Source organism: Acidovorax sp. LjRoot117 (assembly GCF_964252695.1).
Lineage (GTDB): Bacteria > Pseudomonadota > Gammaproteobacteria > Burkholderiales > Burkholderiaceae_C > Acidovorax.
The window spans coordinates 20,062-33,048 of record NZ_CAXUPO020000020.1 but is presented as its reverse complement, the minus strand read 5'-3'; the positions used below and the strand labels follow the sequence as shown (position 1 = coordinate 33,048).

8 protein-coding genes are annotated in these 12,987 nt (G+C 58.6%); 2 read left to right on the top strand and 6 right to left on the bottom strand.

The window, feature by feature from the left end; all coding sequences use genetic code 11:
• Positions 1 to 277 precede the first annotated feature (277 nt).
• Both ACSQ3D_RS27610 and ACSQ3D_RS27605 read right to left on the bottom strand, forming a co-directional pair.
• Complete coding sequence (locus ACSQ3D_RS27610) at positions 278 to 901, bottom strand: LysE/ArgO family amino acid transporter (protein ID WP_436128994.1); 624 nt, start codon at positions 899 to 901, stop codon at positions 278 to 280.
• Positions 902 to 1,275: 374 nt separating this feature from the next.
• Positions 1,276 to 1,620, bottom strand: coding sequence for an H-NS histone family protein (locus tag ACSQ3D_RS27605; protein ID WP_436128993.1), 345 nt, complete (start codon positions 1,618 to 1,620; stop codon positions 1,276 to 1,278).
• A gap of 118 nt (positions 1,621 to 1,738) precedes the next feature.
• Between ACSQ3D_RS27605 and ACSQ3D_RS27600 the strand changes: the two genes are divergently transcribed.
• A complete protein-coding gene (locus ACSQ3D_RS27600) occupies positions 1,739 to 3,769 on the top strand; it encodes an ankyrin repeat domain-containing protein (protein WP_436128992.1) in 2,031 nt (676 codons plus the stop codon).
• A gap of 101 nt (positions 3,770 to 3,870) precedes the next feature.
• Here the strand turns inward: ACSQ3D_RS27600 and ACSQ3D_RS27595 are convergent, their stop codons facing one another.
• Together ACSQ3D_RS27595 and ACSQ3D_RS27590 are read right to left on the bottom strand one after the other, a co-directional pair.
• Positions 3,871 to 4,227, bottom strand: coding sequence for an Imm1 family immunity protein (locus ACSQ3D_RS27595; RefSeq protein ID WP_436128991.1), 357 nt, complete (start codon positions 4,225 to 4,227; stop codon positions 3,871 to 3,873).
• 238 nt (positions 4,228 to 4,465) lie between these two features.
• Entirely contained in the window at positions 4,466 to 4,915 is a 450-nt protein-coding gene (locus tag ACSQ3D_RS27590) for a hypothetical protein (protein ID WP_436128990.1), read from the bottom strand.
• 732 nt (positions 4,916 to 5,647) lie between these two features.
• Between ACSQ3D_RS27590 and ACSQ3D_RS27585 the strand changes: the two genes are divergently transcribed.
• On the top strand, positions 5,648 to 8,044 hold the full coding sequence (locus ACSQ3D_RS27585) for a DNA polymerase II (protein WP_436128989.1): 2,397 nt from the start codon (positions 5,648 to 5,650) through the stop codon (positions 8,042 to 8,044).
• A gap of 826 nt (positions 8,045 to 8,870) precedes the next feature.
• Here ACSQ3D_RS27585 and ACSQ3D_RS27580 read toward each other — a convergent pair.
• Both ACSQ3D_RS27580 and ACSQ3D_RS27575 read right to left on the bottom strand, forming a co-directional pair.
• Positions 8,871 to 9,263 (bottom strand): type II toxin-antitoxin system PemK/MazF family toxin, encoded by a 393-nt coding sequence (locus tag ACSQ3D_RS27580; RefSeq protein ID WP_436128988.1) that lies wholly within the window; start codon positions 9,261 to 9,263, stop codon positions 8,871 to 8,873.
• Between the two features lie 343 nt (positions 9,264 to 9,606).
• Positions 9,607 to 12,249 carry a diguanylate cyclase domain-containing protein gene (locus tag ACSQ3D_RS27575; protein ID WP_436128987.1) on the bottom strand — a complete coding sequence of 881 codons (2,643 nt, stop codon included), beginning with the start codon at positions 12,247 to 12,249 and terminating at the stop codon, positions 9,607 to 9,609.
• Positions 12,250 to 12,987 lie beyond the last annotated feature (738 nt).

Below are 12,987 nucleotides of genomic sequence, written 5' to 3'. Positions count from 1 at the left end.
CCTGCACCATTCTCACTGCTCGCTCACGCACCTCGGGCGAGAACTTGTTCGTCTTCTTCATGGCTCAATCCTCTCAGAGTGTTGAGCCTCCTCAAAAACCGGGGCGATTCAGTCCGACGCGAGTGAAAGAACAGAGCGCGAAGTGATGTTAGGTCTTCGGGCAGAGCGAAACGAATGAACAAGCCCTTCTCCAAAAGAATGTTGCGATCATAAAATCGTTCACCAACGAACGCGCACTATCGGCCAAACGCGGATCCATAGCGCATCGGGAAGATCGTCAGAGCCGAGCAACAAGGCCCGTGATCAACCAGAGCGCCATGCCAAGCATCGCGATCGCCGTCACCGCATCCACTATGCGCCAGCTCTTTGACGGGATCAGCCAATGGCTGGCACCTCTTGCCAGTGCCACCCACGCAGTGAACCACACGATGGACGCGAGAAAGGCACCGACGGAGAAGGTCACGCTGGCCGAAGTGGGCAGCGCTGCCCCCACCGAACCAAGAATGACCACTGTGTCGAGCCATGAGGCAGGATTTCCGAGAGACATTACCAAGAGGCGGCGAACCCAGCTTCCTTTGCCGACTTTTGTCGCAGACGCAACCGAAGCGCCAGATCCTCTGGCGGCAGCGCGCGCCGCTTGCAGCGCGTGGCCGATAAGCAATGCAACTCCAGCGGATTGCAAAAGCACTTGGAGAGCAGGGAAGGTTTCAAGCGCTGCTGAGACACCCAGAACGCCCCCCGCAATCAGAAAGAGGTCGCTGCCGCTACTGATGGCGACGAGCATCACCCGAGAGCGTCCTAGAAGAGCTTCGCGGAAAACGAGAATGTCTTTGGGGCCAGGACAAATGAAAAGGCCCAAGGCAAGCAAAAAGCCTTGCATGGCTGCGGAGAGGTCGAGCATGTCGGAATAGCCGACAACCTCTCAAGCTGAACCGGTGGTTGATGGATGTCAAGATTCTAATTGCGGCGCCGCTGATGTGGCAGGACCTGCTGCCCTTGCCCCGATTCAGCTCAAAAGTGAGCGGCAGCTTGTAGCCGGTAGTACTCATTCGTTTGCGGTCGCCTATGACTGCAATCAGCCTGAAGCTGACCACCCAGCTGACCGCATTACCTTTCATATTGAAACAAAAAATGGCCGCAACTGAGGCGCTTGGCTAGCTTCGGACTACCCCGCATCCGGATGGGCTCGCTGCCAGCTGCTGACAAGACTGGTGCAATGGGATCGTGCCATGGCCACCAACGCGAACCAGCACTGTGAGGATATCGCTTCCACCGTCAGTCCTGTCTCCTTGCGGATGCAGCTGCCATCTCGGCCAGGAATGGGCCCTGTTCAGAGCTTGGGCGCTCTATCAAGTAATCAACACGGTTCTTTCCCGCAATCCAGGCAGGCGCCCTTCCTCGTCCGGTCCACGTCGCGCCGCTCTTTTCGTCTCGGTATTTTTGGACTACCTTCTTTTCGATGGGCTTCCAGGGGAAGACTTGCTGGGCAGTGAATCCAAACTCAGCTACCAGCTCGTGTACCGTCCTTAGCGCGTCCTCGGATGCTTCTTTTTGTGCCTCTGAAATAGCGGCATCCAGCTGGGCTCTTTGTGCCAAAAGGTCCGTAAGTGTCGTTGTCATCGCTTTATGTTTCCGCGGGATACCGCCTGTGGCTGAATTATCCTGGCTCCGCCGCCGGCGGAAAAGAAGTTGGATGGCAAGCTCAACATGACTTCCAAGGCCCCGATTGACCCGTCCCTTGCTCCGCATCCTTCCCGTCCTAGCCTTCTTACTGGCCGTGCTTTTCACCTCGGCGGCGAGGGCCGTGGACTGCCCCGAGGGTTTGATGGGTGACTATTCCGACAAAGCCAACGGCCCTGCAGTGATTCGCGTGGAAAGCGCCAACGGACGTATCCAAACGCGGCAGAAAGATGCCGATGGCCAATGGAGCACAGCGGTGTTCGACAGTCCGTTAGTGCCGCCGCGTGAGGTGCGTAAGCTCATCGGCCCAGTAGACCGTTCAGTGCGGGTGTGCGGGCTGGGGATGCAAGGCGGCGTGCTGCTCAAGCTCCCGGTCGGGCACGAAAATGCCGTCAGTAGCGCGACAGAGAAATCCACCGTGTCCCGAACGGCCGTGAGCGGCTACCTGTACTACCAAGCCAGCGGGTTTGCAGTATCAGCGATCGAACTGTTTCCCGTGACCCGCCAAGGCGCATCGCCCTTGCCACCGGAGCCCCCTTCCAAAGCGGCTGTCGGCCTGGAGGTGTCAGCTTTCCCCGTGTGCGCAGGCCAGCGCTTGCCCGACATAAACCAGGCCGCGTTCGACGCCCTGCCCTCCTTCGAGAAACAAAGGTTTCATCGGATGGAGGCCCAAGCGCAAACGCGGTTCGTGTGCGGGCAGCATCTGAACGACTTGATGAGCCAGGCCACGTTCCTGAGCCCCGCACTGGGCGCATCGCGTGCTGACACACTCGCCAGAATCTCTAGCTTGCTGCGCGCCGGGCAAACTCCCCGCAATGCGGCCGGAGAGGCATCATGGGTCACAGCCTCGCAGAGCCTGCTGGCCCACAACCGGGCCACCGGCAAGGAGGCCATACCATTCCAGAACGAGTACTACGCGCTCTTCATCCGTGACATTGCGCCGCAGCTGAGCATTGCAGCGGAAAGTACCGTCAACCTGTACCCGTTGATCTACCTGCTCAAGGAAATGATCCTGCTGCCGCCGGAACTCGGCACCCCGGCGCTGAAAGCACTGGGCCAGAAAGGCCTGCTGCGCCGCACCGTAGGCACCTCCGGCGAAAGCATTGCGATCCAGCTCCTGCAGCACAGTACCCCGACCATTCCGCCAGAGACCTTCGCGTTCTTGCTGGCTGAGGGTGGGCCAGGGGCCGCCAACCATTCGGCGGTGATGACCACGCTGATCGACAACCCCAGCGCCGAACACATCCGCCTGATGCTGAACGCCGGCGCGCAGCCGGCCCAACAAGGCTGGCTGGCGAGAGCCCGCGTCAATCCCGCCGCCGCGTCCACCGTCTACCCCTTGCTCTTGAATGCCGCAGCGGCCAACGCCCGATCAACCCCGGAACAGGCCCGCCAGTTCAGCGACCAGATCACCATGGTGCTCGGCAAGCTGGTAAAGCGCTGCCCTACAGACCCTGCGGACTGGAAAGAGATAGACCGGCTGGTGGAGCAAGGCGCCAGGGTGCGGGGCGTGTTCGACAACCAGGCGTTTTCTGAAACCAACCTCGCCGTGTATGCCCTGCGCTGCCCCGATGGCTTTCAGGCGCTGCTGCAGCGGGGCTTGCCGCTGGACGCCAACTACCCCTACCCCGACTACGCGGGCAAACGGCAGGACACGCCGCTGCTCATGTACGTGACCGTGCTGCTAGAAGACTACCCGCCGCAGCCCAGCACGTTGAAGGCCATGCTCACACAGCACAACAACGCCAACGCGCGCCCCGCTTGCGAAGGCTGCAGTCTGTTGAGCCCGCTGGAAATGGCCGTTCAGGCCGGCCATGCGGATGTAGCGCAAGTGCTTCTGGACTTCGGCGCCGACCCGAACGATCCGAACAAGGACGGCAGGCCTGCGTTCATTCGCGCCCTGGTGTCCAACAACGTTGAGATGCTGGAGGTTATGAACGCGAAGCGGAAGCTGTATGTGAACCACGTGGATAAGAAAAACATCTCCATGCTGGCCTGGGCGAACTGCCTGGGGGCCAAGGAGGCAGCGGCGTGGCTCGCGCGAGAAGGTGCGGTGAGCCAGGGAGAGGCGCTGTGCCAAAAGCGCTGACCGCAGGCAGAGCTGCGCAAGCATCGACTCCCGAACACCCTCAGAAAAATCATCCACGGATCCTGTACACGTCGGCCTTAAGGAAAAAAATGACCGTTTCGTTAGTTTGAATCTGGCAATGCTGACGTCGACCATGGAGGTAGGCCACCGCCGGAATCGTCGTGCCACGTGATGAACGTTGGCGCACTGCCATGCATTCGAAAATGCTCTAACGCAAGCTCTACCTTGGCCACCGGATAAGTCCAGGCTGCAGGATATTCATCAAGCTGTCCGTTCGACCGAACAAAGCTGATGAACTCCTGTTGAGGGCCAGCATACGCAGGGTTACGGGAACTAAAACCAGCGTCGCCTGGTTCGCGTAGATACATGAGCCAACCGACTTCACCGTTGATCAGGGCGCATAGTATTTGCCCAGTTGGCCCTTCGATCCAGATTTCACGATTGGTTCGGTCACTCATTCATCGAGAGCGCGAGGCTTAGTTTCCGGGATTGGTATCAGGGTCATGGTGGCATGCGGTGCGTCGAGCCTTAGTGCATGAGCCTTGCCGCGCGACAGCTCGTGGCACTGCAATGCAGGCCTTTACCCACGCCTGTGGCCTACCATGTAGTTTTGCTTTGCAAGACCTTGATCGGCCTCACGCTGCACTGGTTTCGCGAGAGGATCATGGCAGAAATGGGGCATCACTGATGACGGGATCAGCGCGGCATGGACGCCGCTCTCTGGGCCTCCAGGGCCCATAGTGGCATCGCCGTTGTGACCGCATGGGCGAAGCGGTCCACCGTTGTGGACACATTGCTCATCGAGTCCTGCAGGTCCTTGACCCTGTCGCCACTTCGCTCCAGAGGTTCCAGTCCGTCCACGTAGATGCGCACGGCCTGCTGCATGCAATCCGGCATGGGTTCAGTCATGAAATACTGGCGCAGCTGCAGATGCAGGTCGCGCATGCCGCGGATAGTGGCCAGAGCGTCCGCAGCCTCGGGATTGTGTGCACTGGTCAGTCGTTGCACGGCAGCAAAATTGTCTTTGATGCGGGCCCGCCAGATTCGCAGTTGGCGTGCGTCCTCGCACGAGAAGGCCTGCGACACGTTCGCAGGCGGGGGCTCAAAGCAGGCAGCAAGCATCATCAGCGACCACACCAGCAACATTCGCGGGCAGTGTCTCGCAATGGAACGGGGCGGAAAGGGGCAGTTGCTCAGGTGCATCGGCGGTCAGGCGTGGCCTGTGAACGGATGAGCGGGGTGTGCGGACCACGGCTGCCCGTCATGGCAAGTACCAATAACCGCGTAAAGTCGGACTCACAAGTAAAAGTCCATTCGGTGGGGGATAGGCCGTTTATTCTGCAGCTTGTCTCAGCGCAGGAAGATCTTAAGCAAGGTCGCAGCATCCGTTGCGATCTGTGAAGCCAGCATCCACTTCGTCAGGCCTACTCATCAACGAGGGCCGGATGCACCTCTGTTCCTCAAGTACTCGCTGTAACTATTTTGCTTGGAGCAATGCTGCACTATTTTGTCGAACGCCCGTTCGCGCACGCGCAAGGCCTGTGGTCAAACAGATCAAGCCCCATCCTGGCGCCCGTTGAGTTGTGGCTTCTCAAATCGCGTGCACGGCGGCGGGGTCCACGGTCGCCAGCAAGGGTACGACCGTATCGCACTGCAGGGATGACTTAGAACCATGCCCAGATGCGGCGCAGCAATGCGGGACCCGGTCGGGCAGGACGGAATACATAGCGGCATGGTTTGTACATGGCATTCTTGGTATCGGTTTTGCGTTACTGTACATAACAACAGTATCATGGGCAAGAGGGCCGCGCTACCTGTCAATCACCTCCTCAGAGCGGTCAGAATTACCGCGCGCCCTGGCGTCCCCCGCTTTAGCTGATGTCCTCAGTCCTCGCACCCGCCGAACTTCGAGGTTTCATCCTCACACGCCACTGGCGCGATCTTCCAGACGGCACTGAGATCGAATACTGGCTGGCCACCGACGAGGGGCCGAAAAAGATGCTTCTGACCCGGCAGACGTCGGTCGCTTTTCTGCCTGTTTGCCACCGGGCTGCGGCACAGGCCACGCTTGCGAATCTGCATGGCTTGGAGGTGAAGGAACTCGATCTGAAGACATTCGATCAGGAGCCCGTCCTCGGCGTCTATGCACGCAGATTCCGCGATCTCGGCAAGTTGGCGCGCGCTCTCCAGCCTCTCGGGATACCGCTCTACGAAGCCGATGTCCGCCCGCACGACCGCCACCTCATGGAGCGGTTCATTACAGCCGGTGTTCTGGTCGAGGGAGGCCAACGCGAAGGCTCGACCATCATCGACGGTAGGTTGAAACCCGCGTCCGGTTGGCGCCCCGTGTTGAAGGTAATGTCGCTGGACATTGAGACGAGCGCGACTGAGGAGCTCTACTCGATCGCGCTGGATGGTGCGGGCGACCGGGTGGTCTTCATGCTCGGGGAGGCGCCAGCGTCTGCGTCGGCGCCAGCAGCCTCAACTATGGACTTCAGGCTTGTGTACTCCCCGACTCGGCGGGAGATGATCGAGCAGCTCAACGCGTGGTTTGCGGTCCATGACCCGGATGTCATCGTCGGCTGGAGCGTGATCCAGTTCGATTTGCGGGTGCTGCAAAAGACCGCCGATGCGAACTCCGTGCAACTGCTGCTCGGACGCGAGCGCCGTCCCATCGCGTGGCGTACGCACCCCGGTCGTCAGGGCTACCTGTTCTCGCCGATGCCCGGGCGGGTCGTCGTCGATGGGATCGAAGCGCTGCGGGCTGGCATGTGGAGCTTCCAGTCGTTCAGCCTTGAAGCAGTCTCACAGACACTGCTAGGCGAGGGTAAGGAGATCGGAAATGCCTACGACAAGATGGCAGAGATCGAGCGGCGTTACCAGGAAGACAAACCGGCGCTGGCCAGCTACAACATCCGCGACTGCGCGCTCATCCTGCGGATTTTCGACAAACTGGAGTTGCTCCCGTTCGTGTTGGAGCGAGCTCAGACGACGGGCTTGCAGATAGATCACTTTGGTGGTTCCATCGCTGCGTTCAGCCACCATTACCTGCCGCGCATGCACCGCCTGGGCTATGTGGCACCGAACGTGGGGGACATCGCGACCAAGGCGTTTCCCGGCGGCTATGTCATGGACTCCACGCCGGGCTTCTACGACTCCGTCGTCGTCCTGGACTACAAAAGCCTGTACCCCTCCATCATCCGGACCTTTCTGGTGGATCCCGTGGGCCTGGCAGAGGGAGAGCGCGCCGACGCGCGAACCGATCTTGTCCAGGGCCCGCAAGGCACGCTGTTCTCGCGCGAGAAGCACTGTCTGCCGGACATCGTGACAACCCTGTCGAATGCCCGCGACGAGGCCAAGCGGGTGCGAAACCAGCCGCTGTCGCAGGCCCTGAAGCTGCTGATGAACTCTTTTGCCGGAGTGCTGGGTGCGCCCGAGTGCCGGTTCTTCGATCCAAAGCTCGTTTCCGCCGTGACCCTGCGCGGCCATGAGGTGATGAAACTCACCCGTGTCTTCGTGGAGCAACGTGGATACCAGGTCATCTACGGAGACACTGACTCTATCTTCATCTGGCTCAAACGCACCTATCCCAACGCGGAGGCGCACGCCATTGCAGCCGGCCTGGTGCAGGAGATCAACGTCTGGTGGACTCGCAAGCTGCGCGAGGAGCAGCAACTGGAGAACTTCCTCGAAATTGAGTTCGACAGCCATTACGCCAAGTTCTTCATGCCCACAATCCGAGGGTCGGACGTGGGCAGCAAGAAACGCTACGCCGGCCTGAGCGTCGATGAAGAGGGTCGGGAGGAGATGGTCTATCGCGGGCTGGAAATGGCCCGCAGCGACTGGACCCTGTTGGCACGCCAGTTTCAAGAGGGCTTGTTAACACGCATCTTTCACGGGGAGCCGTATCAGGCTTTCGTGGCCGACTATGCGCAGTCGATGTTGGATGGCCAGGTGGATGCGCTGCTCGTCTACCGCAAACGCCTGCGTCACCGGCTTGATGCCTACGAGGTCAACGTGCCGCCCCAGGTGCGCGCGGCGCGCATCGCTGACGCGCACAACGCGAAGTTGAACCGGCCCCAGCAGTACCAGCGTGGCGGTTGGATCGAGTACTTGATGACGCAGAGCGGTCCCGAACCCCTGGATGCTCGGCATTCGCGCATTGACTACGAACACTACCTTGTCAAGCAACTACAGCCGATTGCTGACGCGATCCTTCAGCCGCTAGGCGACAGCTTTGCGGCGTTGACGAGCGCGCAAAAAGTGCTTTTTTAGGGGTCCCAATGAGTCTCTACAAACGATTTTTCGGACGAACGACTTCCTCGCGATGGACGGCTCCAACTAAAGAATTTCAAGAACTCCGGCTGGCCTGAGCATCGGGCGACGGCGTCAAGGTGGCAACCTATCGGTACAAGCTGGTCTATGACGGCACCATGCAAAGAGCCTGGATGCAGTGGCGGGAGGACCTGGGGGGAGACTGTGAGTCGGCCGATCAGCTATCAATAGCTGGTCAAACAGACCGGGTTTGGGTATTTGCCAAGAAGTGCACTGATGCACTGAGCAGAAGTAGATTCAGGCTGCAAATGGAGCATCCAGAAAGTTAGGCAACCGGTGGCAGACGTATCGAACGTGGCTTTTGGCGGGATCCAATTCCGCGCTAAGAAGTCGTCCAATTCAGCATTGAGAGCTCGTCCAATTCAGCATTGAAGCACTCTCGCAATACGGATGCACGCCACTTTCCAAGGGGTATCCCCAGTGAAAGGAAATCGCCCTCCTGCAGGCCCCGCACCACGACAAGCTGGCTAGCTAACTGCGCAATACACAACGCGATTTGATAGGCAAGGATGCGGGCCGCGGATGCCGCGTGCAGCAGCGGTGCTCAACCCTGGCGTGACTAGAGACTTCGCGCAAATCTGAGACGCCGAGTCCGTGATCACGCCCGTTTAGCGCAACAGGCATCTTCAGGTAGCGCTCAAATGTGAGCTCCATCTCGCCGCCTCACGCCGAGCCTACGCCTACAAATAGTGGGTGCAATACACAGCTTCACGGCCAGCCAGGGCCGCCGATCGTCCTGAGTCGTGATAACGGGCGGGCGAATACATCAACGACCACGGTGAAAGGCGTCTTGGACTAGCCGCAGGCCAGCTACCACTTGATCTACGCGGCTTCCTGATAGCGAACCAACAAAATCTCCAAGTCGCGTCTTATAGACGCATGAGGCCTGCGATGACACAACAACACTTTGCCGTGCCAACTCGCCCTCCCCTGGCTCCAGAAGGACATTGCCAGGTTCCGAAGCCTTATGCAGGTTGGAACTGAGAGCGCACACGATGACTGTGCTGATGCGCGAGCGATTGAACACGTCCTCTTGCACCACCAGATGGGGATGAGGAACTCCCGGTATCGTGCCTTTCGACTCGTCTGCCGCAATCCAATAAATATCGCCTCGGCGCACCTGACGAGTGAGGGGCTTGGCTTCAAGCAGTCTGTCCATAAACACCATTTTATGGTCGTGCCGACATGCAGAATCTCCGGTGCAAACGGTCTGAAGGATGCTGATCCGAATGCCACCGCCTTCCTCGGGGCGTTGCTAGCTACATGGCGGCGACGCGCGAATAAACCGGGCTACCAACGTCGCAGGTGGCTCGCTTCCGTATAAGTCGCAGTCCTTGCAGAAAAATCTGGCGAGACTGGAACCGTTGGCAGAGCTCCTCATCGGCGAAAGTGCGTGGCCAGCCTCGGGCTTGCTGCCCCTGCGCCATTTATCACTTCGAATGCCAGTTCAAAGACCGACAGTGCCTAGCCCTGCGTATTCAGTGCGATATGAGCGTGGTCCCTCAGCTCTCTTGTTCTTTGGTGTTCACCAAAACAAATCCATTGCGTCCCGCTGCCTTAGCACGGTACAACGCAAGGTCTGCGCGCTGCATCAGATGTTCGCCCAAGCCAGGTTCGTCCCTGTCAAAGCTCGCATGAAATGCTACGCCGACGCTTGTGGTGACCCGGATTTCCAAGGATTTGAAGCTGAACAACGGGTCGCCTACCAATGCCACGATTTTCTGGGCCACCTGTGCTGCCGCCGCTTCATCCAGCGGACTTTCAAGCAGCACCACAAACTCGTCGCCTGCCAAGCGAGCGACCGTATCCGTAACTCTGACCCCGTCCCGCAAGCGCCGAGCAAATTCAACGAGTACCTGGTCGCCCACGGCATGCCCAAACGTGTCATTGATGGACTTGAAGTGATCGACGTCGAGGAACATGAGCGCTAGCGGGCTACCGGTGCGCTTGGCCCGTGCGATAGACTTAGGCAACGCTTCGTTTAATGCTAGTCGGTTGGGCAACAAAGTTAGCGTGTCAACACGCGCCTGCGCAGCAAGCTCGCGCTCAATGTTTTTGAGCGATGTGATGTTTAGGCTGAGGGCAAACACTCCTTGGCACACTCCGTCACCACCCAGATCCGGTACATATATGCTGTGGACGTCTCTTGGCACGCCGTCCACTACTCGGTGCGTGTCGAACTCGACTCTTTCGCCAGCGTATGCTCGCGCCAACATAGGCGCTCGCGGTTCATAGACCACGTCCCCCACGACCTCCCGGAGAGTCTTGCCGATCATTTCTTCCGGGTTCGTGCCGAACCAGTCCTTGAAGGCAGCATTCGCGAAAGCGAAGCGCTCGTCTGTATCCAGATAGGAAACGAGTGCGGGCATGTTGTCCGTAACGCTCCGGAACCGCTTTTCGCTCGCTAGCAAGGCCTCCTCTGCCCGCTTGCGTTCAGTGATATCAATGCTGAGCGAGTAAAAACCATTGACGGTCCCGTCGGTGGCACGGTCCGGGATGTAACTGACTTCGTACACGAGATCCGCGGTGCCGACAGCCTCAGACCCTGGATTAATGAAAGTAACTGATTCTCCAGCGAGTGCTCGTCGAATCCATGGGCCGATCAGACCATAGATATTGGGACCACGTACCGCTTCGACTGTGCGGCCGACCAATGTTTCACCTGGATGGCGGCGCATTATGTGTGCGTTGGCGAAGGTGTACTTCTCATCACGATCAATGTACGAAACAAGTGCAGGAACGTTATCTGCGATGCCACGCACGAATCGCTCGCCTGCAGCGATGCGCTCAGCCGCTTCCCGTCGCTCGCTGATGTCCCGGATAAAGGCATTGGCCACGAAATGGTCGCCGGCCCGCAGTGCCCCCACCGATATTTCGATGGGAAAGGTTCGGCCTGTACGATGCAGGGCCTCGATTTCAACGCGAGCGTCGACCAACGGGCCTAGGCCTGTACCCTGGAACGATTGCATCCCCTGCGCATGCCTTTCCCGCATCGCAGGGGGAATAATGAATTGATCTACGAGCTTGCTCAAAACCTCTTCGCGTTTCCAACCAAAAATTAGCTCTGCTTGGTGATTCCACTCCGTTACTCTGCCTTCCGCGTCGAGGCTGACGAAGGCATCACCCGCATGCGCCAAGATACTGCGCAAATGATCGCGGTTCTCGGCCAGCCGACGTTCAGCTTCACCATACTGCACCATAAGCTGCTCGAAGGTGCGTTGCAAATCGCCGATTTCGTCGGGGGAGGCTCTTTCAAGCATCGGCTGGTAGGTGCCTTTGCCTACGCTTGCGAGCATGTGTTGATGAAGCAGCGCCAAGGGCAGCAACTGCCGCTGAGTAAGCAGCAGACTCACTATTCCCACGAGAGTTGCGAGCAGTGCAAGGCCAACCCATACGATCTGCTCGATGGTCTCGATCTGAGCGAAGGCTTCGTCTCGGGGGTAGATCGCCCCCATGATCCAGTTCGTTTGACTTAATTGCTTGAACGCGTAAAGACCGTGCACGCCCACGCGGTTCACACCTTCTGCAGTGCCTTCAAAACCAGCTAGCGAGCGAGCTGTTACGGGGTTGGAGCCACCCTCGTCGTCCGTGTGTTTGAGTATGCGCGACTTGCGGGGACTGGAAATCACGATGCCCTCGGTATTCGTGATGAACATGTACCCGGTTTTGCCGAACTTCACATCCGCAAGTTCGCCCAAAAAATTGGGCTCGTTGAGGTTGATCTGGGCGGTGATCAAGCTCACCATGCGGCCGGCTTGATCAAAAACCGGCTCAGTCATGATCACTTGCGGCAGCCCATTGGCTCTGTTGCGCAACGGCTGGGAAATCACACCTTTGCCGGTTCGCACGGTATCGCGGAAGTACTCCCGGTCTGAAAGATTAAGGCGACCGATTGCGGAGGTGCTGTTGAAATTGGCAGTCAGCTCTCCTCGCATGTCAACAATGGAAATGTTGTCAAAAAATGCCTTGAGCGCTGAGTGCTGTGAAACGAAGGCCTGCAGGGCCACGTCATTAGCGGGTTTGTACGCCTCAAGTCCATCTGCGAAGCTTTTGAGCAGCACCCGTCGGCTTATAAATTTCTGATCCATCGCGTTTGCGATGGCAGTGATGCGTGCGAACTGCTCCTCTGCGATGGCGGTTTTCATGCTGCCCCTCACAAAGTGGAGGGATGTGGAGACAACGGCCACAGTTGTGCCGACAACCAGCGCGGCAACAATTAAGGCGACGCGTGTACGTAAGCTCGAACTAAGCAAAGAGAAGGGATTGGATATCTTCGGCACAGACAATTGTGTGAAACGAGAGTTGTATGAGCCATTTTGACTGTTGCACCGTGCCGCTGACATATGTCACGAAGACGGGCATTTCGCAGCCTGATTGCCGATAGTACAAAGTCTTTGCAGGACGACGGATTAAGCCAACTTCTGCAGCCGTAACGCGAGCAGATGCACGTCAGGCCCGCCGCCAGCAAGCTGCGCTTTTTTCAGGCTGGTCAAACCGGACAACGGGATTCGCTCAGGGTCATCCATCGCGGGGGTGCACCACCTGCTCCACGCCTGCACCGCGGAAATAGCTGCGCGTCCGCTGCAAATAGACTCATGAACAGGCCACGCTAGACATCCCGGGCGTTGAGCTAGGCCACCCGCCTGCGCATGTGTAGACCGTAACACCACCCTGAGTCTGATCGTACCCAGGTCATGAGATTTCTGAGCATCCACGCATATTCGATTTCGGTCAACCCGTAATTAGGCCTGCCCGCGCTTTGGCACGAGATGAAGTTGATCGGGAGCGATGCAGCCTACGGCTAAATGTTCAGGCGCGTGCTCGATTTCATCGCAGCTGGCGCGCCGCTCGAGGCAACAGCTGGGAGGATATCGTTATCCACG

Coding starts and splice junctions, on each gene's coding strand:
- ACSQ3D_RS27610 (WP_436128994.1), bottom strand. CDS start 901: ATGCTCGACCTCTCCGCAGCCATGCAAGGCTTTTTGCTTGCCTTGGGC.
- ACSQ3D_RS27605 (WP_436128993.1), bottom strand. CDS start 1,620: ATGACAACGACACTTACGGACCTTTTGGCACAAAGAGCCCAGCTGGAT.
- ACSQ3D_RS27595 (WP_436128991.1), bottom strand. CDS start 4,227: ATGAGTGACCGAACCAATCGTGAAATCTGGATCGAAGGGCCAACTGGG.
- ACSQ3D_RS27590 (WP_436128990.1), bottom strand. CDS start 4,915: ATGTTGCTGGTGTGGTCGCTGATGATGCTTGCTGCCTGCTTTGAGCCC.
- ACSQ3D_RS27585 (WP_436128989.1), top strand. CDS start 5,648: ATGTCCTCAGTCCTCGCACCCGCCGAACTTCGAGGTTTCATCCTCACA.
- ACSQ3D_RS27580 (WP_436128988.1), bottom strand. CDS start 9,263: ATGGACAGACTGCTTGAAGCCAAGCCCCTCACTCGTCAGGTGCGCCGA.
- ACSQ3D_RS27575 (WP_436128987.1), bottom strand. CDS start 12,249: ATGAAAACCGCCATCGCAGAGGAGCAGTTCGCACGCATCACTGCCATC.